At 35.0% G+C, this 22991-nt stretch carries 28 protein-coding genes; 12 read left to right on the top strand and 16 right to left on the bottom strand.

The window, feature by feature from the left end; all coding sequences use genetic code 11:
* Positions 1-138 precede the first annotated feature (138 nt).
* The 7 genes from AC0GLR_RS01190 (at position 139) to AC0GLR_RS01160 (ending at position 6933) form a co-directional block, all read left to right on the top strand.
* Positions 139-831: a VIT1/CCC1 transporter family protein gene (locus AC0GLR_RS01190; RefSeq protein WP_495605002.1), complete on the top strand. Its 693-nt coding sequence runs from the start codon at positions 139-141 to the stop codon at positions 829-831.
* 10 nt (positions 832-841) lie between these two features.
* Entirely contained in the window at positions 842-1540 is a 699-nt protein-coding gene (locus tag AC0GLR_RS01185; RefSeq protein WP_495605001.1) for a VIT1/CCC1 transporter family protein, read from the top strand.
* Between the two features lie 192 nt (positions 1541-1732).
* A complete protein-coding gene (locus AC0GLR_RS01180; protein WP_495605000.1) occupies positions 1733-2950 on the top strand; it encodes a quaternary amine ABC transporter ATP-binding protein in 1218 nt (405 codons plus the stop codon).
* Positions 2943-3821: an ABC transporter permease gene (locus AC0GLR_RS01175; RefSeq protein WP_495604999.1), complete on the top strand. Its 879-nt coding sequence runs from the start codon at positions 2943-2945 to the stop codon at positions 3819-3821. The genes AC0GLR_RS01180 and AC0GLR_RS01175 overlap by 8 nt, the downstream gene beginning before the upstream one ends.
* Positions 3822-3836: 15 nt before the next feature.
* Complete coding sequence (locus tag AC0GLR_RS01170; RefSeq protein WP_495604998.1) at positions 3837-4748, top strand: glycine betaine ABC transporter substrate-binding protein; 912 nt, start codon at positions 3837-3839, stop codon at positions 4746-4748.
* An 82-nt stretch (positions 4749-4830) separates the two neighbouring features.
* The gene (locus tag AC0GLR_RS01165; RefSeq protein WP_495604997.1) at positions 4831-6750 is read left to right on the top strand and encodes a M13 family metallopeptidase; all 1920 of its coding nucleotides are present in this window, start codon (positions 4831-4833) and stop codon (positions 6748-6750) included.
* Positions 6751-6765: 15 nt separating this feature from the next.
* The gene (locus AC0GLR_RS01160; RefSeq protein ID WP_495604996.1) at positions 6766-6933 is read left to right on the top strand and encodes a hypothetical protein; all 168 of its coding nucleotides are present in this window, start codon (positions 6766-6768) and stop codon (positions 6931-6933) included.
* Positions 6934-6982: 49 nt separating this feature from the next.
* Here AC0GLR_RS01160 and AC0GLR_RS01155 read toward each other — a convergent pair whose 3' ends face one another.
* Positions 6983-7894, bottom strand: coding sequence for an alpha/beta hydrolase (locus AC0GLR_RS01155; RefSeq protein ID WP_495604995.1), 912 nt, complete (start codon positions 7892-7894; stop codon positions 6983-6985).
* Between the two features lie 313 nt (positions 7895-8207).
* On the opposite strand from AC0GLR_RS01155, the gene AC0GLR_RS01150 reads away from it, so the two are divergent.
* Positions 8208-9053 carry a DegV family protein gene (locus AC0GLR_RS01150; RefSeq protein WP_495604994.1) on the top strand — a complete coding sequence of 282 codons (846 nt, stop codon included), beginning with the start codon at positions 8208-8210 and terminating at the stop codon, positions 9051-9053.
* Positions 9054-9171: 118 nt separating this feature from the next.
* Positions 9172-9972, top strand: coding sequence for a type I methionyl aminopeptidase (gene map / locus AC0GLR_RS01145; RefSeq protein WP_495604993.1), 801 nt, complete (start codon positions 9172-9174; stop codon positions 9970-9972).
* A 47-nt stretch (positions 9973-10019) separates the two neighbouring features.
* Here map and AC0GLR_RS01140 read toward each other — a convergent pair whose 3' ends face one another.
* The 5 genes from AC0GLR_RS01140 to AC0GLR_RS01120 all read right to left on the bottom strand — a co-directional run bounded on the left by AC0GLR_RS01140 (position 10020) and on the right by AC0GLR_RS01120 (position 14312).
* Positions 10020-10649 (bottom strand): DNA-3-methyladenine glycosylase, encoded by a 630-nt coding sequence (locus AC0GLR_RS01140; protein ID WP_495604992.1) that lies wholly within the window; start codon positions 10647-10649, stop codon positions 10020-10022.
* 16 nt (positions 10650-10665) lie between these two features.
* A complete protein-coding gene (locus AC0GLR_RS01135; protein ID WP_495604991.1) occupies positions 10666-11115 on the bottom strand; it encodes a universal stress protein in 450 nt (149 codons plus the stop codon).
* Positions 11116-11256: 141 nt separating this feature from the next.
* Positions 11257-12849 (bottom strand): BCCT family transporter, encoded by a 1593-nt coding sequence (locus tag AC0GLR_RS01130; protein WP_495605396.1) that lies wholly within the window; start codon positions 12847-12849, stop codon positions 11257-11259.
* Between the two features lie 188 nt (positions 12850-13037).
* Positions 13038-13607 carry a sugar O-acetyltransferase gene (locus tag AC0GLR_RS01125; protein WP_495604990.1) on the bottom strand — a complete coding sequence of 190 codons (570 nt, stop codon included), beginning with the start codon at positions 13605-13607 and terminating at the stop codon, positions 13038-13040.
* A 9-nt stretch (positions 13608-13616) separates the two neighbouring features.
* Positions 13617-14312, bottom strand: a complete 696-nt coding sequence (locus AC0GLR_RS01120; protein ID WP_495604989.1) for a ribonuclease H family protein — start codon at positions 14310-14312, stop codon at positions 13617-13619.
* A gap of 112 nt (positions 14313-14424) precedes the next feature.
* Here AC0GLR_RS01120 and AC0GLR_RS01115 point away from each other — a divergent pair, with 112 nt between their 5' ends.
* On the top strand, positions 14425-14871 hold the full coding sequence (locus AC0GLR_RS01115) for a hypothetical protein (RefSeq protein ID WP_495604988.1): 447 nt from the start codon (positions 14425-14427) through the stop codon (positions 14869-14871).
* Positions 14872-14946: 75 nt separating this feature from the next.
* Here the strand turns inward: AC0GLR_RS01115 and AC0GLR_RS01110 are convergent, their stop codons facing one another.
* A complete protein-coding gene (locus AC0GLR_RS01110; protein WP_263850448.1) occupies positions 14947-15069 on the bottom strand; it encodes a hypothetical protein in 123 nt (40 codons plus the stop codon).
* Between the two features lie 115 nt (positions 15070-15184).
* Between AC0GLR_RS01110 and thiD the strand changes: the two genes are divergently transcribed.
* Positions 15185-15982 carry a bifunctional hydroxymethylpyrimidine kinase/phosphomethylpyrimidine kinase gene (thiD, locus tag AC0GLR_RS01105; protein ID WP_495604987.1) on the top strand — a complete coding sequence of 266 codons (798 nt, stop codon included), beginning with the start codon at positions 15185-15187 and terminating at the stop codon, positions 15980-15982.
* Positions 15983-16022: 40 nt separating this feature from the next.
* Here thiD and AC0GLR_RS01100 read toward each other — a convergent pair whose 3' ends face one another.
* Together AC0GLR_RS01100 and AC0GLR_RS01095 are read right to left on the bottom strand one after the other, a co-directional pair.
* Positions 16023-16199, bottom strand: a complete 177-nt coding sequence (locus tag AC0GLR_RS01100) for a hypothetical protein (RefSeq protein WP_495604986.1) — start codon at positions 16197-16199, stop codon at positions 16023-16025.
* 1 nt (position 16200) lies between these two features.
* Positions 16201-16905: an NAD(P)H-dependent oxidoreductase gene (locus AC0GLR_RS01095; protein WP_495604985.1), complete on the bottom strand. Its 705-nt coding sequence runs from the start codon at positions 16903-16905 to the stop codon at positions 16201-16203.
* Positions 16906-17119: 214 nt separating this feature from the next.
* Here AC0GLR_RS01095 and AC0GLR_RS01090 point away from each other — a divergent pair, with 214 nt between their 5' ends.
* Positions 17120-17323 carry a cold-shock protein gene (locus AC0GLR_RS01090; RefSeq protein WP_054645962.1) on the top strand — a complete coding sequence of 68 codons (204 nt, stop codon included), beginning with the start codon at positions 17120-17122 and terminating at the stop codon, positions 17321-17323.
* Positions 17324-17416: 93 nt separating this feature from the next.
* On the opposite strand, the gene AC0GLR_RS01085 is transcribed toward AC0GLR_RS01090, so the two are convergent.
* From AC0GLR_RS01085 to AC0GLR_RS01055, 7 genes are all read right to left on the bottom strand, one after another.
* Complete coding sequence (locus AC0GLR_RS01085; RefSeq protein WP_495604984.1) at positions 17417-17956, bottom strand: TetR/AcrR family transcriptional regulator; 540 nt, start codon at positions 17954-17956, stop codon at positions 17417-17419.
* A gap of 23 nt (positions 17957-17979) precedes the next feature.
* On the bottom strand, positions 17980-18732 hold the full coding sequence (locus AC0GLR_RS01080; RefSeq protein ID WP_495604983.1) for a biotin--[acetyl-CoA-carboxylase] ligase: 753 nt from the start codon (positions 18730-18732) through the stop codon (positions 17980-17982).
* 30 nt (positions 18733-18762) lie between these two features.
* Complete coding sequence (gene fabI / locus AC0GLR_RS01075; protein WP_495604982.1) at positions 18763-19524, bottom strand: enoyl-ACP reductase FabI; 762 nt, start codon at positions 19522-19524, stop codon at positions 18763-18765.
* Between the two features lie 80 nt (positions 19525-19604).
* Positions 19605-20375 (bottom strand): carboxyltransferase subunit alpha, encoded by a 771-nt coding sequence (gene accA / locus AC0GLR_RS01070; protein ID WP_495604981.1) that lies wholly within the window; start codon positions 20373-20375, stop codon positions 19605-19607.
* Entirely contained in the window at positions 20368-21207 is an 840-nt protein-coding gene (locus AC0GLR_RS01065) for an acetyl-CoA carboxylase carboxyltransferase subunit beta (protein WP_495604980.1), read from the bottom strand. Before AC0GLR_RS01065 ends, accA begins: the two co-directional genes overlap by 8 nt.
* Complete coding sequence (locus AC0GLR_RS01060) at positions 21194-22564, bottom strand: acetyl-CoA carboxylase biotin carboxylase subunit (protein WP_495604979.1); 1371 nt, start codon at positions 22562-22564, stop codon at positions 21194-21196. Before AC0GLR_RS01060 ends, AC0GLR_RS01065 begins: the two co-directional genes overlap by 14 nt.
* 12 nt (positions 22565-22576) lie before the next feature.
* Positions 22577-22990: a 3-hydroxyacyl-ACP dehydratase FabZ family protein gene (locus AC0GLR_RS01055; RefSeq protein WP_495604978.1), complete on the bottom strand. Its 414-nt coding sequence runs from the start codon at positions 22988-22990 to the stop codon at positions 22577-22579.
* Position 22991: the final 1 nt, after the last annotated feature.

The raw sequence follows: 22991 nt of genomic DNA, 5'->3' as shown, positions 1-22991 counted from the left end.
AAATCTAATTTTTATGGGGTATTTTTTTATGCTATAAAATTAAATTTAATTAACTATTTACTTTCGTCATATTTTTAGGTAAAATATAACTGTTATGATTTTATAATAATTATAGATAAGAGAGGCTCGATCATTATTATGGAGAAAAAACATAAATTTTCGTTAGCTCAAAAAATCAATGTTCTACGTGCAAGTGTAATGGGTGCTAATGATGGCATTCTCTCAATTGCAGGAATTGTATTGGGGGTTGCCGGAGCTTCAACTAGCCACTGGGCAATCCTGGTTTCTGGATTAGCTGGAATGCTGGCTGGAACAGTTTCAATGGCTATGGGAGAATACGTCTCAGTTAGTAGTCAAAAAGACTCTGAAAATCAAGCCATTGAAACTGTTAAGGACCAATTGAAAACAAATTATCAAAAAGAATTTGATTTCGTCCAGAATAAATACGTGGCAACTGGGATGAATCCTGAATTAGCCCATAAGGCTACTACTGAAATGATGAATGAAAATGCTTTAACAACCACCGTTCGAGAACGTTATTCATTTGATCCTAGTAAATTCACCAGTCCTTATGCAGCGGCCACAGCCTCAATGATCTCATTTCCACTTGGATCATTATTACCACTCATTTCAATCTTTGTTGGGCCCCAAAGTCTGCATATCATTACTACTTTCGTTGCTGTGATTATTGCTTTAGCAATCACCGGTTACCTGGCTGCCATTCTTAGTCAAGCTAATCGTGTTCGTGCGGTATTACGTAATGTAATTTCAGGAATCGTTACCATGTCAGTAACGTACCTAATTGGATTTCTAATTGGAATGGTCGCTTAGGAGATAAAAAATGATTTTTAAAAAACATAAAAAACAAACTTTAGATGAAAAATTAAATAATTTAAGAGCCGGTGTGCTTGGCTCTAACGATGGAATTTTAACTGTGGTTGGAGTATTGTTTTCTGTTGGAGTTGCTACTACCAATCCTTTTACCATTTTCATTGCTGGTTTATCAGACCTGCTAGCCTGTGCCTTCTCAATGGCTGGAGGTGAATATGCCTCTGTTAGCTCGCAACGTGATACTGAAGAATCTGCAGTGGCTAGAGAGGCACAACTTTTAAAAACTGATTTTGCCGGCGAACGTCAAGATGTCATTGATTACTATATGGACCGTGGAATCTCTCAGGAAACTTCAACCGAAATTGCGGATGATCTATTATCCAAAAATCCACTACAAACCATGGTATCAGTCAAATACGATTTAGAAATTGGAAAATACATGAGTCCTTGGAGTGCAGCTTTTTCTTCGTTAGTATCTGCTGCCGCTGGTGGAACCCTTCCTTTACTAGCTATGACATTGTTGCCTAATGACTTAAAATGGAGTGGTACAATTGTAGCGGTTATCATTGCTGTTGCATTAACCGGATTTTTAAGTGCCAAACTTGGAAACGGAATGGTCAAAGTTGCAATTATCCGAAACGTGATCGTCGGAATTTTAACAATGTTTATTCACTACTTTGTCGGAATTATTTTTGGTCATTATTTCTAAATTAATTAACTAAAATTTAATAACTATTAATTGTGAAAAACCTATATACAATAGGTGTTTGCAACCATAAAAGCCCGTATGACGCGTTTTATAAGGTATAAGTTGTTTGACAAAAGTAACCATATCTTGTTATGTTGTTATAGTGGGTTTTTTATTTTTTACAATTTACCCGAAAATGAAAGGAGAAGTTCTGTGACTGAAAAGAATGAAAAGATCAAAGTGGATCATTTAACTAAAATATTTGGTTCACACATCAACAAAGCACAAGAGCTCTTATCTGAAGGAAAAAGTAAAGCTGAAATTCTTGCCAAGACAGGAAGCAGTGTTGGAGTAGATAATGCTAATTTTACCATTAATGATAATGAAATTTTCGTTATCATGGGTCTCTCAGGCTCTGGTAAATCAACCCTTTTAAGAATGTTTAACCGTTTAATCGAACCAACTTCAGGAACGATTTTTGTAGATGGTGAGAACATTATGCAGCTTGATAAAAAAGGATTGCTTGAGTTACGAAGAAAAAAGATGAGCATGGTCTTTCAAGACTTTGCCCTTTTACCTAATCGTACAATTATTGAAAATGCTGCTTTCGGACTCGAAGTTCAAGGCGTTGCTAAAGAAGAGCGTGATAAAAAAGCGCACGAGTCACTCGAAATGGTTGGCTTAAAAGGTTATGACAATAGTTATCCAAATGAATTATCTGGAGGAATGCAACAACGAGTTGGTCTAGCACGTGCTATTACCAATAATCCAGATATTTTATTGATGGATGAAGCTTTTTCAGCCCTTGATCCGCTAAATCGACGGGAAATGCAAAATGAACTTCTTGAATTACAACATCAATTACATAAAACCATCATTTTTATTAGTCATGATTTAAATGAAGCATTGAGAATCGGTGACCGAATTTTAATGATGCATGATGGAGATGTAGTTCAAATTGCCACTCCAGAAGATTTGCTTACCCATCCTAAAAATGATTACGTTAAAAAATTCATTGAAAACGTTGATCGTTCTAAGATTCTTACTGCTGGTAATGTAATGGTTAAGCCCAACACAATTAATATTGAAAAAGATGGACCTAAGTTGGCATTACGTCGCATGAATCAAGATCAAATATCAAGTATTTTTGTCGTTGATAATGACAAACATTTCTTGGGATTAATTGATGCTGATGATGTCAGCAATTTAATTAAAAACAATGAAAAAGATTTACACAAAATTCTAAAAACTAATGTCCCTACCACTAGTTCTAATACTGCCATCGCTGAATTATTTGCTCAAATCTCAAAATCTCCGGTTCCATTCGCAGTAGTTGACGATGAAAAACACTTGCAGGGAATTATCCTGAGAAGTACTTTATTAGAAGCAATTTCTTCTAATACTAGTGAAGGAGGCAATGATAATGACTAATTTATTTGCGATGTTAAGCGGGATTCCCGCTATTCCACTTGCAAAGTGGATTAATTCATTTGTTACGTGGCTAACCGGATTTGCTGGATTTTTTAATGCTTTAACTGCTGGAATTGGTGCAATTTTGGATGCCATCCAATGGGTAATGGATTTATTCCCTGCCTGGTTATTTATTATTTTAATCTTGATCTTAACCTGGTTTATCCTACGTAAAACTAAACACTGGGGATTCATGTTATTTGAACTTCTTGGTTTAGCTTTAATTTGGAATCAAGGTTATTGGCACGACATGACTCAAACCCTTACTTTAGTATTAGCTACCAGTTTAATTATTATTGTAATTGGAGTTCCACTTGGAATTTGGATGGCTAAAAGCCATACAGTCAATGTAATTGTGCGGCCAATTCTTTCTTTCATGCAGACTATGCCTGCCTTTGTTTACTTGATTCCGGCAGTTGCTTTATTTGGAATTGGAATGGTACCCGGAGTGGTTGCTTCTGTAATCTTCTCGCTTCCACCAATTGTAAGTATGACTTGCTTAGGAATTCAACAAGTTCCTGCTGACTTAAATGAAGCTGCCGTTTCTTTTGGTTGTACTACTTGGCAAAAATTATTTAAAGTTGAGTTACCACTTGCAAAAGCAACTATTATTTCTGGAATTAATCAAGGAATGATGCTTGCACTTTCAATGGTTGTTATTGCTTCAATGATTGGAACAATGGGACTTGGCTCACTTGTTTACTTTGCCGTTGGTAGAAATGATGCAGGTGCTGGTTTTGCGGCCGGAATTGCTATCGTTATCTTAGCAATCATTCTTGATCGTCTCTCTGAAGGATTAAGCGGCAACAACCAAAATAAAAAAGACAACTAAGGAGGTTCTACATTTATGAAAAATAAATTTACTAAATATATTGTAGGAATCTTAACTCTAGGCGTCTTGGCAATTACCTTGTCGGCTTGTAGTGTTACTCCCCAAAAGTATAATCCCCATAAAAGTGTTGGGCCACAAGTTCATTACACGATTACGGGAATTGATGCGGGAGCCGGAATCATGGCTTCAACACAAAAAGTTCTCCCTGCTTATGGATTAAAACAGGAAAATTGGCAGCTCCAAACTAGTTCTACTGCTGCGATGTGTAGCCAATTAGAAAAATCAATCAAGTATAAACAACCAATTGTGGTAACTGCTTGGCAGCCTCATTGGATGTTTAAAAAGTATCCAATCAAATTTTTAAAAGATCCTAAAAATGTTTATGGTAAATCAGAAAAAATTGATACTGTAGCCCGTAAAGGTTTTGCAAAAGAAAACCCCGGGGCTTACAAATTCTTTAAGCAGTTCCACTGGAATTCTGACATGATGGGCGACATTATGTATAAGAACTTTAAAGGTGAAAATCCACAAAAGACGGCAAAAGAATTTATCAAAGAACATCCTAAACAAGTTAAAGAATGGACCAAAGGTGTTCCTGATGGTCATGGCAAAAAAGTTCGGATGACTTATGTAACTTGGGATGATGCAATTGCATCCACTAATGTGACTGCCCAAATCTTAAAAGATAAAGGATATAACGTCACTACTAGTGCAATGGAAGCACAACCAGCCTGGGCCTCAATTGCTAGAGGTTCCGCAGATATTACTACTGCTGCATGGCTACCTGTAACTTCCGGTCCACTTTATCAGAAATTCAAAAATAAAGTTGAGATTGTAACTACCAATTGTCCTGGCGCTAAAGTTGGATTAGCCGTTCCAAAATACATGAAGAATGTTAACTCAATTGAAGATCTTAGAAATAAATAACAATTAGGCTTCGTAAAAGTTACTTTTACGGGGCTTTTTTGATACCATCTAACTATGAACTTAATTTAGAAAGGAAAATCACATGACAAATAAACAATTCCCAATTAATCAAGCTGAGATTAAAGATAATATCTATGATGCTGTCAATGGTGCTTGGACCAAACAAGCAACTATCCCTGCTGACCATTCTTCGGTTGGTGGTTTTATGGATTTAGTTGACGACATTGAAAAGACTCTTATGAAAGACTCTGAAGAGCTTAAAAATGGCACGTTAACAGCAAATACTCCAGAGTTGAAGGAATACATCAAATTTTATAAAATGGCTAACAACTTCAAAAAACGCAATTCAGAGGGTGCTGTTCCTTTACAATCCATCATTGAACGAATTATCAATTTAAACGATTTTAATGATCTTAATGATCAGTTACCAGATTGGATTCTCTCTGGATTACCAACTCCATTTTCATTAGATCTTGATCCAGATATGAAAAATGCTAAAGTAAATGCACTTTTTGCTAGTGGCCCTGCCCTTTTCATGCCGGATAAAACCTATTATGAAAAAGGGAATCAAGCTTTCCAGCAGTTAATGCCAATTTTTACTAAAATGAGCAGCAAATTACTCCAAATGGTTGGCTATAATGAAAAAACAGCCAATGAAATTATTGAAAATGCTAAAAAATTCGATCAATTAATTGCTCCCAACGTTAAATCAGCTGAAGAATCTGCTGATTACAGTAAAATGTATAATCCAGAAACAACTGATGAACTTGCTAGTTCAACGACTGCCCTTAATTTAAAAGCTGCTATTAATCAGTTGGTTGGTGCAGTTCCTGACAAAATAATTGTAACTGAACCACAATACTTCCAACATTTAGCTGAATTATTATCAACTAAAAACTTCCAATTAATGAAAGATTGGATGCTAGTTAAAACTGTTAACCACTTCAGCGGAACATTATCAGAAGACTTTAGACAAGTCGGTGGTACTTATAGTCGTGCTTTATCCGGTAAAGAGGAAGCAACAAAACCTGAAAAGGCAGCCTTTTATCTAGCATCTGGAACTTTTGACCAGGTCGTTGGTGATTATTACGGCAAAAAATACTTTGGAGCAAAAGCCAAAGCTGACGTGCATCACATGGTTGAAAAAATGATTGATGTTTACAAAGATCGACTTTCCCAAAATGAATGGCTTAGTCCTGATACTAAAAAAATGGCAATCAAAAAATTAAGCACTCTTGGGATTCAAGTCGGATATCCAGAAAAAATCACTCCCATTTACAGTAAATTTAAAACTAATGAAAATGAATCAATTTTAGCGAACTTGCTCAACTTTAGTAAGATTGCTAACCAAGATATGTTTTCTAAATGGAATAAACCTGTGGAACGGGAACGTTGGGAAATGAGTGCGAATACTGTCAACGCTTACTATCATCCATTTAAAAATATTATTGTTTTCCCTGCAGCTATTTTACAAGCGCCATTTTACAGTCTTAACCAATCATCAAGTGCTAACTATGGTGGGATTGGTGCAGTAATCGCTCATGAAATTTCACACGCTTTTGATAATAACGGATCCTTGTTTGATGAATTTGGTAATTTAAATAACTGGTGGAGTAAAGAAGACCATCAGCATTTTACTGAATTAGCTCAAAAAATGATTAAAGAATTCGATGGAATTCCTTTTGCTGGAGGAAAAGTTAATGGTAAACTAACGGTGTCAGAAAATATTGCTGATGCAGGTGGTCTTAGTTGTGCTGAAGCAGCTGCCAAACAAGAATCTGATGCTGATTTAAATGAGTTTTTCATTAATTGGACTCGTATTTGGCGTATGAAAGCCCGCATGGAATATCAACAACTTTTATTGTCAATCGATGTACATGCCCCCGCTGCACTTCGGGCATCCGTACAAGTTAAAAACTTGGATGATTTTTATTCAACATTCGATGTAACTAACAAAGACAAGATGTACTTAGCTCCAGCTGATCGAGTACAAATTTGGTAAAAAAGGAGAACAACAATGAACTTAAAAGAATATTTAGCAAAACAAATTAAATTTTTAGAATCAGAAGCTAATCAAGCAACTGAAAATTCGGATGAAAAGACAAAATTTTTGTTCGATGCTAAAATTGACGAATTGCATAGAATTAACAAGGCTGTTGAAAGCGGTCTGATTTCAAATCTCTAAAAATGCACAACAAAAAAGCAGCTAACTTTAAAAGTTGGCTGCTTTTTTGCTATTCACTAAATAAGAAACGGTTTACTAATCGCTCGGCAATCTGATTTTCCAAAATTCGAGAATGTTCAGCATCAGGGCCTGTTAAACGAAGTGCCTGATAATTATCAGATTTTACTAATCCCTTCAATGAACTAGCGGATACTTCTGAAACCCTGCCATCAGAAAGATCGTGCTCTCCTAACACTCCATAAATATTAAGAACCCTGGTATTACTATCTAAATTTTTAGATTTTGCTTTTAATTCTTTATAGCTAGGAAAACGTTGATTAATATTTTGTTGTTGGGTAATTGATTGTTGGCGAATTATATCCTGATGATGTACAAAATCACGGTGTGGTCCCTGACGTGGAATATTTCTTGGATTACCAGCTGGAACTCGAATTGGCATCACTCCTTGATATGGACCAGCGATTGAAATAAAATGACTCAATCCCATTCTGTTTTGTTTGGTACCATAGGTAACTGCATTATCATAAACTGCTAAACATCCAGCTCCATAACCAATTGCATCATATTGTTTATAGTTATACTTTTGATTAAGATGCTTAAAAATTTCGTTTAATTTTTCTGATTGAACTTTAGTAGTTTTAGCTCGATCACCAAAATTAACTTCGATAATTGGCTGCTTCGACCTTACATTTTTATTAGCATGATAATTAATTTTACCATTACCATAAACATCAATATGCATCGCAACATCACCGCCAGAACGACTAGTAGTCGTTACTAAATGTTTAGCCGCAGCAGAAGTCCGATTTTGATCCGAAACAAAAATAATTGGTTGTTGCGTTGGTTCCACATTATCTTTATCTCCACCAGCTCCAAATTGAATATAAAAGAACCCAAAAATAATTGTGGCTACTCCAACAATCAATACAAACAAATCTCTTTTGTTAAATATTTTATTCAAGTAATCACCTTTTTAATTTTTATTAATTTAACCGTTCATAAAATATACTTCATAATTAAATGGAATCCATCAACTTATATACTATCATACGTCAGTCTGCTTTCTCCATATTTTAATTAATAATTTCTTTAATGATTTAAGTTAACATTGAAACTTAATTAATTTACAATCAACCAATTTTGTAACAAAATCAAAATAGTATGACATCAACCTTAATCTTTGCTTTTCACTTAATTATTTCATTTTAATTAGCAGATTTCGTAAACATTCTTTATACTTGGTTAATAAAATTAAAACCACAAAAGGAGAAAAAATGATTCATATTGTAACTGATACCACTTCTCAACTAACTCCTGCAGAAATAGAAAAATATCATATTAACCTAGTTTCATTACGTGCGATTGCCAATGGCAAAACTTACAAAGATCAGATTGATATTACCTCCAAAGAATTTTCTGATATTTTAGCAAGTGATCAAGAGTTCCCTACTACCAGTCAGCCATCATTAGGTGATTTTGTGGAAACTTATCAAAAAATCATTGATGAAGACCCAGATGCACAAATTATTTCAATCCACATTGGTACTGTTCTTAGCGGTACTGCAAACACCGCTAAAATGGCAGCACAACAATTTGACAATGATATCAGAATTATCGACGGTGGTACTGCTGATCGCGGAACTAGTTATCTAATTTTAAAAGCCGGACAAATGCTTCAGAATGGATTCACCTTGGATGAAATTGAAAAAGAAGTAACTGCAATGATTCCTAATACAAAATTTTATCTATTTATTAACAATATGGACTATTTAGTAAAAGGTGGACGAGCCAGTAAAGCAACTGGTTTTATTTCATCTTTAATTAGACTAAAGCCTGTGGTAACCGTTCAAAATAACCAATTAAATTTTGCCTACAAATGTCGGGGAAAAAAGCAAATGGAAAAAATTGTTCAAAAAGTAATTCAAGAAATTATTGGCAATCCTAACATTAAAGATGTTGGGTTACCATTTGTAGATGATGATCTTGAATCCAAACAAATTCGCGATGCTATTTTAGCAAAACGTCCCGACATTAACATTGTCCTTAATTATACTAGCCCTTCTTTAATGCCTCATGCTGGTCCTGAAGGATTCGCCATTACTTATAACGATAAATATTAAACTAATTATCCTCTTAATACGAACTTTCCATTAGATTCTCACGGTAAAATAGTGCTATATTAGAAGTGAAGCTTTACCAACCAGAGTTTAATTAATTAGTTACAAAGGAGAAATTCACTTGATTACTTTAAAATCAGACCGTGAAATTGAAAAAATGGCTGAATCCGGTGCTGTTTTAGCTGGTGTTCACAAAGGATTACAGAAACTTATTAAACCAGGTTTAGATACTTGGGAAATTGAAGAATTTGCAGATAAATATATTACTGAACATGGTGCTACCCCTTCTGAAAAAGGATTTGATGGTTACAAATTTGGAACTTGCATTTCCATTAATGATGAGGTCGCACATGGTATTCCACGTAAGGGTCTCAAACTAAAAAAAGGCGACATCGTCAAAGTTGATATGTGTGTTAACAAAGATGGCTTCGAAAGCGATTCTTGTTGGACATACGCCGTTGGTGACATTGATCCAAAAGCCAAAAAATTGATGGATGTTACTAAAGAAGCACTTTATAAAGGAATTGATCAAGCCCAAGTTGGAAACCGAATTGGTGATATTGGTGCCGCCATTCAAGAATATGTCGAAGACGAAAATCATATGGGAGATGTTCGTGAATTAATCGGACATGGAATCCAGCCTTCAATTCATGAAGATCCTGCCGTTCCAGCCTATGGTGAAAAAGGACGCGGTTTGCGACTTCGTCCTGGGATGACAATTACCATTGAACCAATGGTAACTCTTGGTACTTGGAAAATTAAGGATCGCTATGATGAAAAGGATGATTGGACTTATTATGTAACCCAAGATGGTTCGTTATCTGCTCAATACGAACATACTTTGGTAATTACCAATGATGGTCCTAAGATTTTAACCTCTCAGGATGCTGAGACTGATGCCAAATATCTTTTAACAAAATAAAATAAAAAAAGACTCATGATTGGTTTATTCCGATCATGAGTCTTCTTTTATTTCCAACCGTAAGTTTCTAAATTCATATCACGTTTTGCCATTTTAGACACATAGGGATTGCCAGCAACATAAAAACGATATGGTTTTTCCGTCCATTTACCCCGATCACTAACTCCGATACGTCCACTAGCTTCAATCTTTTCAGGATTTTTCCCATCATCTAATTTAATATCTAAGTCAGTTTCGCCGAACTCTAACAAATTCATTTTTTTATCTTCAATCCCAAGTGCCTGCATTAACTTTCCCGGACCATTAGTAAGATCATAACCATGCTTGGCTCGATTCTTTTCCATTAATTCAATACCCTGGTAAGGTTCGATTCCACGAATTAGAATCCCTTCCGGAGTATCCTTGGCCTGAGTTGCAATATCAAGACATAATCGTGAATGAATCGAGTAGATATAAACTGTGCCGGGATATCCATAAAGAGCCTCATTTGACGGAGTACGTTTACCTTGATAAGCATGAGCAGCAGAGTCTTTAGCTCCTAAATAAGCTTCTGCTTCAGTAATATACCCGCTCATCAAGCCTTGTGGGGAATGATAAACTAATAATTTCCCCAATAACTTTTTAGTGATTTCATCAGTCGATCCTTCACTAAAAAATTTTCTTAATTTATCCGACACTTTTTCTTACCTACCTTTAACGAATCACGATTACTGAAATTTTAGCCTTTTTAGCTAATTTAATACTAATACTATAAAAGCGGTGCTCACCATCTTTATCGGCCCCACAGACCAATAAATCAGGATTAAAATCAGGAATGATGGTATCTAAGATTTCATCATCGATATCTCCACCTTCACTGGTCATCGCTGTAACGTGTTTTACACCAAAATCTTCAGCCATCTCAACGTATTTATTAATCACTTCGTTAAGTGCTTCACGTTTCTTGTCCAATTTCTTCGGTGTTAAAGAATCGTAAATATTAATATCACTACCCTCTAATACCGAACAGATTCCAAGTTCCGCATCAAATTCTTTGGCTTGGGTTACAGCATAACGCAAGGCTCTTTCATTAGCCTCCGGATCATCTGCGTCAATTGTCAACAAGATTCTTTTAAAAACCATTGGTTCTACTAACTTTGTCATATTATCACCTCCTAATACCATTATCATAGCACGAATAATTAATTTTTTGCCTGTTTATTTTTAATAAATTAGTTTTTATCTAATTAAAAAAGCATTATTTCAGATATTATTCTGTCATAATGCTTTTAATTTAAATTTTAATTAGTCATCAGAATCATTTTGCTGGTTTAATTTTTCTGTCATGTGCTTAGCACGTAACCGCAGCATTTTTTCTTTTTTCTTTTCGATTCTCATATCATCCATTCCTTGTGCTTTCAAAAGAATTCCTTCATCATTTTTAACCATATGATAAATAGAAACAAGAACCATAATACAGACGAACATCAGTGGGAAGCCGGCGATAGCACAGAAAGTTTGAATTGTATTAAACCCTCCTACTACAACAATTCCAAAAGCGAATAAAACAAAGATAACAACCCAAGTCATTCGATTAACCTGACTAGGATCCTGATCATCTTTCAGCTTCAAACTAGTGAACGAAGAAACAATATAAGCCGATGAAGAAATCGTAGTGGCTAGGAAAATAAAACATGAAATACAATAAACTGCAAATACAACAACTTTAAATGGCAAAGTTGATAAGACAGCCGTAATTACAGCGGCTTGTCCTTTGGTATTCAAGATATGTACTAGATTGATAACCCCATTTTTTTGTAACCAAAGTGAATATCCACCTAAAATTGCATAAAAACTCAAACAGCCAACTGAACCGTAAGCTAGCATTCCAAGTAGGACCTGGCGAATCGTTCTACCTTTCGAAATTCTAGCAATAAACAATCCCATGACTGGCATATATGATAACCACCAACCCCAATAAAAGATAGTTTCTGAATTAGCTATATCTGGTGTTCCATTTGGAACAGTATTAGTACTTAATGTAACAAACTTACTTGCCAACAAACCTAAACTGTTGGTTTCAGAACTTAAGATATAAATAGTGGGACCAACCAACAACACAAAAGCTAAAAATAAAATAGCAGTCCAAATATGCATATCACTAAGCTTATCAATTCCACCATTTAGTCCATGCCATACTGTCCAAGCAAAAATCACAAACAAAATAGCAAACAAAGCAATTTTTAATTCTAAATTATCGGGAATCCCAGTTAAACTACTCAAAACATTGGAAATAATCGGAATTTCCATTCCAACTGATGATCCAACTCCACCCATAATTCCAAAAACGACCATAAAATCAACCAGTTGACGACAAGCATATTTCCACTTTTCATCACCTTGAATGAATCCAATCGCTTTACTAAGTCGCTGAACCTTGGCCTTCTTTACAAATAAAAGATAACCAATTGCAATTGCGGCAGGGGCAAACATCATCCATGCCATTGGTCCCCAGTCAAACTGACCAAGCATATGGGCAGTATTATAAGCATCTTGAGAAAAAGGTTTAAGTCCAAATGGCGGTTGTGAAACATATCGAATCGGATCTACCATACTAAGCATTAAAATACTAGCATCGATGGCAGTAGCAAACACCATGCTTCCCCATTGCAAACTACTATATTCAGGTTTAGAATGCGGGTCTCCTAATCGAATCGATCCATACTTACTAAAAATCAGCCACATAAAAAAGATGAAGTTGATAATATATACCATCATATATGCCCAACCCATTTGTTTTGTAATCCAAGTCAAAGCATCTGTAAGCACGCCCTGTAATCCGGATCCGCCAGCAATTAAAATAATCGATGCTACAGCAAAAATTAGGATTGTCGGAATAAAGACATATTTATCAATATTAAAACGTTTAAAAATAATAATCCTCCTCAGATTAATATAAGCTATTAGATTAATAAGTTATTGCACAAAAAAATACCTAATGGATCGAATATCGAACCATTAGGTACGCATAACCAATACCAAATGATTAGTTTATGCCATTATTATAACACTTACTAGAAATTGGTCTAATTATCATTTTGTCCATTATCGATGGTTTTAAGCACTTTTGCAGGATTTCCAGCAATTACGACATTATCTCCAAAAGATTTCGTTACAACTGCTCCTGCACCCACTACAACGTTGTCTCCAAGAGTTACACCGGGGAGAATAGTTACATCTCCACCAAACCAGGCATTATCACCAATGGTAATTGGGGCTCCTAATTCAACATCATTAATTCGATCTTTGGCATTCAATGGATGAATATTAGTATACAAACCGCAATTAGGACCAATATAACAATTTTTGCCAAAGGTGATTGGACAAGAATCCATCAAAGTTAAACGATAATTACCAAAAAAGTTATTCCCAATGTGAATATTAAATCCATAATCAAATTGTAAATCCGTTTCGATAAAAAATTCATCACCAGTTTCTGCAAATAAACCTTTAATCATTGTATTTCGTTCTTCATTATTAGGAGTATTGTTAATTTTTTGCAACATCTCGCGTACTAAGATTCGGCGTTTAATCAATTCGTGATCAAATTGTTCAAACGGTTTGCCAGCGGTCATTTTTTCTCTTTCAGTTGTCATTTTTTCTCCTTACATGTTGTCCATTGTTTTATTTAATAATTCATCGACAAATATATTACCATTATTTGAGGCATGTCCTTTCGTCCAGGCAAATTGAATCTTAGGAAATTGTTGCAGTTGTTGATCTAAATCCTGCCACAGTTCGCTATTTTTCAACGGTCCAGCACTTCGTTTCCAACCTCGACGTTTCCAACCCTGCAACCAACCTTTTTGAATGGCATTCAATACATAACGAGAATCAGAAACAACGCCAATGTTCTTTTTATTTAAGTGATTTTCACTCATCCATTGTAACGCTTTTACTAAAGCAGTGATTTCCATTTTATTGTTGGTAACACCAAATTCTCCAGCTGAATCAGAATGCTGCTTGCCATGATAATCAATCAAATATGCCCAGGCTGCTTTATCGTCTTTATGAACATGTCCTCCGGCAACATTTCCGTGATTCCGCGAACCACCGTCAGTAAACACAATTATTTCAGGAGATGTTTTTGCTGAGTTATCTAAAGTGTCTTTTTTAGTTACTTTCCCAGTTTTTTTTATAGATGTTGCTGTCAAATAATCACTGGCTTCCTGATGAGTCAAAAAGCTCTTGTATTCAGCACCTGAAAAACCATCTACTTGTTGTTTAGTTTCATCCCAGGTTTGATAAATACCTGGTTGTTTTCCTTTACGTACTGCATAAATTTTTTTGGGTTTAGTCAATCTAATCTCTCCATTTTCAAAAAATATTAATAATTTATAAGGATTTCCCTTAAATCCTTTGCATGTTAGCTTTTTTATGTAAAAATAATAGTAGTAGGAGGAGACAAAAATAATGGCCGATATGAATATTAAATTAATTACAGCAGACCAAGCAATGACAATGTTACGAGATCGTCATGCCAAACGTAATGAACGTTTCCCTGAGCTTATCTCTCCGGGTAGTTATATTTTACCAGACTACTTTTTAACTAGAAAAAGAGAAGCATTTAAAATCAGACGTCATACTTTCTTAAAGAAAAAACCAAGATCCTATGTCGCTTTTGATTCAGAAAACGGTCAGACACTGTGGCTACATAACTTCACAAGCTTGTCTGAAGCTATGTTTTGGCTCAATACCGGTTTAAAACCGGCTGATTCTGATTCTAAGAATTCATTTGCAAAATGGAAAGAAAGCCATATAGATGAAATCAATGCTCTTAAAGATCAATTACGTGCATTGTCAAAACCTAAGAAGAAAGATATCAATAAAGCTACTAAAGTAAAAAAACAAAAGCATTAAATAAAAAAGAGTTGTAAGTTCTAATGAACTTACAACTCTTTTTTAAAACAAAATGTTGCTAATGCAACTTTTAGATTATTTAGCAGGTTTTTCTTTCATTAACTTTTGTAAATCTGCTACTCTTTTTTGTTCTTTTTTACGTTTCTTTTGGTCAATCGGACGACGACCTTGAACGCCATTTGGATGACAAATTCTCATGATTAAGAACTCCTTTACTTTTTTAACTTCAAAATAACAGCTTCTTGTATTATAATACACCAAACAAGTAAAAATCAAATTAAATTCATGTGAAAAAGAAAGCGCGGTGGCTAAAATGATTAATGATTATCCTCAAGTAGTAACAATTGCAGGTAGCGATAGTGATGGTAGCGCAGGAATGCAAGCTGATTTATTGACGTTTTTTGCAAAAAAAGTTTATGGTGCATCAATTGTAACAGCATGTGTAGCTGGTAATTCATTTGGGATTCATGATGCCGTAAATATGCCGGCTTCTTTTATTGATCAAGAATTTAAAGATTTAGCTGATGATTTCAAAATTAAAGCTGCTAAGACTGGGATGTTGGCAGATGTTGAAATTATCAATACGGTGGCTGCAAATCTCAAAAAATATGATTTTGGACCTTTAGTTATTGATCCAGTAATTATTACTAAACATGGTGATATGTTGCTAGAAAATGAAGCTTATTCCACTTTTGTAAAAAAATTAATCCCACTAGCTGATGTTTTAACTCCTAACTTCTTTGAAGCGGTTAAATTAAGCGGAATTAATGAAAATGATCCTGAATTCCAATCCAAAGCTGCCCATAAGTTGCAAAAATTAGGTGCTAAAAATATCATGGTAAAAGGACGTCATGATAGTGCCGACCAAAAAGAGGTAACTGATTACGTATTGTTAGAAGACGGAAGCTCATTTGAAATGTCTGGACCATACTTTGATACTACCCATAAAAACGGAACAGGCGATACCTTATCTGCTGCCATTACTGCTGAATTAGCTAAGGGAGCATCCGTAGAAAATGCTATCCGTACCGCTAAAGAATACGTTGATAAATGTATCAAAGACGGTATTAATGTTGGACATCAATTTGGTCCAATTAATCATTGGGCATAATTATTATATAAGTAAGAAAGGCCGTTTAGGTCTTTTTTTCTTACCAATTATTAGGACTCCATGCCCGTCCGTCTAATTCAGCTTGCGTTTGTTCAATTCGGTTAGCTTGTTCTGTAACAGTTCGCTTTGTAGCTTCTAAAAGCGCCTTAACATCAAATGAAGTCTGGTCTTTTGCTAAATCGGTAATTTGCTTTAATAACCATTGCTCATTTTCCAAATTACTTTTCCTCCTCTTGTCGCATCAATTTTACTTGCCACTTCAAACTATCTAAATCATCTTGATTTTGTTCTAACTGTTCAATAATTAATTGTAAAGTTGCTTTTTGTTTTGTAGAAGTATTTGTTCCTAATTTGCTTAATTGAGTTGTAATCCATTTTTGCTGCACAGTAAAGTCAAATGGATATGCAGCCGTAATATATTCTTGATAAGCAATTAAAAGTTCTGCTTTTTGGGTTTCGGTCATATAAGCAAACTGATCAATCACAAAAGGACTCATAAATTCCATTCCTGCGCGATGTGCCAATGCACGATATGGAATCACGATTTCAGAAATACTAAAGCCTTCTGTTCTCCCAGCTTGAAACTCTTTTGCTGGGTACCCAAGCGACGTTACAATTCCTAATTGTTTCCCTTTTAATACACCTATCTCTTTAGCATAAGTAAAAGAGCGCGTTAAAACTTCATCCTCCCATTTTTTTAAAGATGCGGGAGCACTGTACCAATACATAGGAAACTGAAAAATAATTCGATCATGTGTTTGAAGGAGTTTTTTTTCCCTTTCTACATCAATATTTTGATTAACGTATTCTTCATCTAAGCAATGCCAAGTAATATCTGAAAATGATGTTAATGCCTTTTTTAAAAATGCTTGAGTTCCTGATTCCTGGTACTCTGGATGTGACACTATAATTAGTGTTTTCACTGAACTTTCCCCATTCTTTCCTAGTTAATTAATATATTTTAACATTTATTAGTGTTTTGTATTGACATATTATGAAACCATGTTATAGTTAAGTAGATGTGTGATAGGTTTCGAGTTTTTAAGGTTTCTTGTTTTGTTTTATTATAGAATGACTTCCTTATTAGATTCAAACTAAAGCAACATTAATAAAATTTTTTTATGGAGGTTTCATATTATGAAGCAAGGTACTGTTAAATGGTTTAACGCTGACAAGGGTTACGGTTTTATTACAACTGACGATGGTGACGTATTCGTTCACTTCTCAGCTATTAACAAAGACGGATTCAAGACTCTTGATGAAGGCGAAAAAGTTACTTTGGATGTTGAAGATGGCGATCGTGGCCCACAAGCTGCTAACGTTACTCCAGTTGAAGAATAATCAACTTTTAAAAAAGATCTCAACTTCGGTTGGGATCTTTTTTTATACATATATATTCAAAAAGAGACTGGAATTTTATTTTCCAGTCTTTTTTTAATTAATTTTAAAATGCATATATTTTGAAGCAAAAATAACTAATTCATCAACAGGCTGTTTCATTCCGTTTTTAGTCCATGTAATAATCACTTCGGTTAATCCCCCAGAAATCAAGGCTACTAACATCTCTGAAGAATTTTCCCTTGTTTTTAAAATTTCATCATCAATTAACTGCTTGATATATTCACTCAAGACACTCAATAAAATATTAGATAAATCATTTTTGACAATTGCTTCCATCATCAATTGATTTTCTTTAATGATAGTAAAAAAAGTTGTTGCCACATCATAAAAAGTAAAACGATTTTGAATAATCAACCGTTGAATAAAAGTTGAATAAACCATCTCAATCTGACCAGAAATCACATCTTCTTTAGTATGAAAATTACGATAGAAAGTCATCCGCGATACTTCGGCTTTTTCACAAATACTTTTAACTGTAATATCTGCATATGGTTTTTCCATCATCATTTCAAAGAGTCCAAAGATAATTTGTTGTTTAGTTGTAATTTTTTTATCATCAAACTTTTTCTGCATACAATTTAACTCCAACCAACCGCTTAAATTTCTCGAATATGTTCTGATTCAACAGCAGTTAACAAATGGTGCTTACCAAACTTATCTACCAACCTTAATTTAAAATCAGATGTTATCCCGTCAATTTTTCCAATCATTTTTAAGCCACGATAATTAACTGATACTAATTGATGTTTCCAGATTAAATGATTCTGATAATCTTTCACAATTTGATTTGGTTGCGGATGCTGATACATTTCAACCACCAAATTATAGATGGTAGCAATCAATTCATTCTTTTTTAAATCCGTGTCAGTTAAACCGGTCGCATTTACCTGCTTCAATGATTCATGATACGTTAAATTGATTCCAATGCCAATAATAAAGCTTTCAGCAGTATTTTGATCATTACTTTTTATTTCAACTAAAACACCGCCGCATTTTTGTCGTCGAATATAGATATCATTTACCCATTTTAACTGAGTTTCAATACCAAGGACTTGCTTAATTGCTTGTTGCACTGCTACTCCAACACCAACTGTCAACATCCCTGGATTTTTTAAAAATTCAGTTTTGGCTGGAACGATAATAGTCGCATAAATCCCAGTAGTCGGTGAATTAAAAGAATGTCCACGTTGTCCTTTGCCAGCTGTTTGTTGACCAGCTAGTACCAAATTAATTCCATCAAAGGAATGTCGTTGGGCATATATCATAGTTGAATCAATTTGTTTAAAAATAAAAATGTGATTATCAGTTAAATTAGTTAATTCTAATATTTTTTGCTGATCTAATTTCACTACAAAACCTCATCCAAACTAGTAATTTTCCTAGAATAAATGAACTCCTTTATCAACATAAACTACATCGCCAGTAATTCCGCTTGCTAAATCACTCAATAAGAAGCTTACTGCGTTTCCAATTTCTAATTTAGTTACACTTTTACCATCGGTAGTAAGAGATTCTGAAGTCTTTAACAAATTACCATGTCCTTTAACTCCAGTAACAGCAAGTGTTCTAACGGCTCCTGCTGATACAGCATTCATCCGAATCCCCATATCACCTAATTCAACTGCCAAATAGCGCATTGCTGATTCAAGCGAAGCTTTAGCAATTCCCATCATGTTGTAATTTGGAATTGCATATGTAGATCCCATATATGTGAGAGTCACGATACTTCCTGGTTGATTCATAATTTTACTAGCATAACGAGTTACTGAAATTAATGAATAGGCACTAACATCTTCGGCTAAATTATAACCTGCTTTAGTGGTGTTGATTACTCCACCTTTTAAAGTCTTGGGATCAGCATAAGCAATTGCATGAACTACTCCATCAATATTACCAAATTTATCATGGATTTCTGTAAAAGTTTTTTCAACATTACTATCTTCTGCAACATCACATTCGAACATCGGGGTATCTTCTGGTACGAACCGTTCAATACTCTTTTTCATTCGTTCGTTTTGATAAGTTAAAATCACTTCACCGCCAAGCTCATTAATCGCACGGGTAACTCCCCAAGCAATACTTTTTTTATTGGCAACTCCCATGACAACAATCTTTTTCCCATTTAATAAATTAGTAGTCATACTACTCATCCTCTCAATTTAAAATGTCTAAGTAACACAAAACTAACCAACAAATAGAACATTCATTAGTTAGCTTATAATTAAAAATTACGATAACGTGCAAAACGTTTCTTTAACATTTCTGCAGTCGGTATCGCACTTAACTCTTCTATTTTACCAAATAAATCGGCTTTAAACTGCTTCATTTCATTATTATTTCTAATTTCAGGAATGATTCGATCAATAATTCCTTGTTTAATTAAATCTTCCGGAGTCAATTTCATTACTTCAGCCGCTTCACGAACTCGACTTGAATCTTTCCAAAGAATTGTAGCATAACCTTCAGGAGATAAAATTGAATAGATGCTTTCTTCAAATGCCCAGACACAATCTCCGACTGCCAAAGCTAAAGCACCACCACTGCCGCCTTCTCCTACAATCACAGCAATATATGGAACTTTTAACTGCATCCCCTGCATAATTAACTGTGAAATCATATAACCTTGTCCATGATATTCTGCTTCCACATCTGGATAGGCCCCAGGGGTATTAATTAAAGTAATAATTGGACGATTGAATTTTTCTGCCTGTTTCATTAAACGCAAAGCTTTGCGATAACCGTCAGGCTCAGCAGAACCAAAGTGTACTTCAGCATCTGTCTGATCGTCGTCTCCCTTTCGAATTCCTACAATCGTAACTGGTTTCTCATTCATTGAACCAATCCCAGCATACACCGCTGGATCGTCGCCATAAGCCCGATCACCATGTAATTCAATAAAATCATCAGTAATACCAGCTATCAAATCTTTAACACTAATCTTATCTTTTGAGCGAGCCTTTAAGACACGATCAAAGGCAGTATCTTTACTCACTTTTATCACCGCCTTCATGAATCGCTAAAATATGACTTAAAGTCGTTTTCATTTCGTTTCGTCTAACAATTGCATCCAAAAATCCATTATGTAGCAATGTCTCAGCACGTTGAAAATCTTTAGGGGGAATTTGTTGAATGGTTCGTTCAATAACCCGTCTTCCAGCAAATCCAATCAAAGCATGCGGTTCAGATAACAATAAATCTCCTTGCATCGCAAAACTAGCAGTGACACCGCCAGTCGTTGGATCACACAGATAACTAATATAAACTAATCCAGCCCTACTATGCTCAGAAACTGCTTCTGAAACTTTGGCCATTTGCATTAGAGACTCAATCCCCTCCTGCATTCGTGCTCCACCTGAAGCAGTAAACACAATCACTGGTAATTTTTCTTGGGTTGCTCGCTCAAAGAGTTTTGCTAACAATTCTCCAGTTGCCGTTCCTAAACTACCCATAATGAAGCGCCAGTCCATTACGCCAATCGCAGTTCGATGACCGTTAATAGTACCAATTCCAGTCAAAACTCCTTCATTTAATCCGGTAATTTTTCGAGCTTTTTCTAATTTAGCAAGGTATTTAGGATCTTGATATTTAGAATCGGCTTTCAAATCTAAATTAAATGGTTCAAAATCATCACATAGTAATTCAACTCGCTGTTTTGCTCCAATTCGGAATGCATAGTGACAATCTGGACATTCAAGATACTTACCTAATTGCTTTTTATAAATTGTTTTCCCACAGAAAGGACACTTAACCCACACATCCGGAACTTTATCCATCCGTTTATGTAACTCTTGTGAACTTAATTTTTGTTTTTTATTTTTCTCCATGCTGACTCATCCAATCTTTTAAAAAAACATCTTCGATATATCGATTATTAAAATCTCCTGCCAAAAAATGTTTATCTTGTAAAAGATCAACTAAAAATTCACGATTAGTTTTTACTCCACTAATCTCAAATTCTTTTAAAGCACGCAGCATCTTTTGTACTGCTGTTTTTTTAGTTGGCATGTGAACAATGATTTTAGCAATCATTGAATCATAAAATGGTGAAATCTTGCTACCAGTTTCAACACCTGAATCAATTCGAACTCCTTTAGTGCCAAAGGGAAAATGAACTGCTTGAATCGTTCCTGGAGTTGGCTGAAAATTATTTGCGGGGTCTTCAGCATTAATTCGGCATTCTAATGCATAACCTTTTACACCACAATCTGTTTGTGTAAAAGGTAATTTTTTGCCGGCAGCTACCGTAATCATAGTTTTAATTAATTCTACTCCAGCAACTTCTTCAGTAATCGTATGCTCAACCTGAAGTCTAGTATTCATTTCCATGAAATAAAACTGATGTTTGGTATCCATTAAAAATTCAAACGTTCCAGTATTTTCATAATGAATCCCTTTCATGGCTTTCACTACCACTTCGCCCATGTGAGCACGCTCAACTGGAGAAATCACAGAACAGGGCGATTCTTCAATGATTTTTTGATGGTTCCTTTGCAAAGAACAATCCCGTTCTGGGAAATAAACTACATTCCCCTGCTGATCTGCGATTGCTTGCATTTCAATGTGTTTAGCATCTGAAAGATCTTTTTCAAGATAAAGACGATCATCACCATATGAAAGTTTACTTTCCCTTTTCGTGTCAACAAAAGCCTTTTTTAATTCGGACTGGTTACTAACTTTTCGAATTCCTTTACCACCGCCGCCAGCAGCTGCTTTTAACATTACTGGATATCCGATTTTTTCAGCTATTTTTACTGCACTAGCAACGTCTGAAACAAAACCATCAGAACCAGGAATTGTGGGAACCCCAAGTTTTTTCATAGCAGCTTTAGCATTAGATTTGTTTCCCATTAAATCAATTACTTCAGCACTTGGACCAATAAATTTAAGACCATATTCTTTACATAATTCAGCAAAATCACTATTTTCCGAAAGAAATCCATAACCTGGAAAAATAGCATCTGAACCAGTCAGAACTGCCGCATCAAGTACCGCACCCATATTCAAATATGAGTCAGTTGGCAGCCCGCTTCCAATACAAATTGCTTCATCCGCCATTTTGACAAATAAACCATCTGCATCGGCAGTAGAATAAACAGCCACTGCCTCCATGTTTAATTCATGAAGAGCCCTGATTGTCTGAACCGCAATTTCACCACGATTCGCAATCAATACTTTTTTCATCTTTTCCCCACCTTATGATTCAATTGCAAACATCAAATCGGCATCTACAATCACTTTACCATCACGAACGACTTCACCATGTCCAACACCGATATTCTTTTTTAATTTAGTAAGTTCAACTTTTAAATGCAATACGTCTCCCGGACGCATCTCATCTTGAAATTCAGCCCGCTTAATCCCACCAAAAAAAACATTTTTATTAGCATTTTCAGGCATTGACAAAATCGCTACCACTCCTGTTTGTGCCAATGATTCAATAATGATTGGGTGCGGTAATGTTAATTGATTTCCATTTGCAAAAAACCATTCGTTAATAGAAATGTTTTTGATGGATTCGGCTGATTCAGCTGGTTTGACCGCTACAATCTTATCAATCATTTCAAAAGGATAACGCTGAGGAATATATTTGCTAACATCAAAGCTCATC

The organism is Fructilactobacillus sp. YLN 2412 (assembly GCF_059488745.1).
Note: the sequence above shows the minus strand (reverse complement) of the source record. Positions and strands in the feature narration are given on the sequence as shown.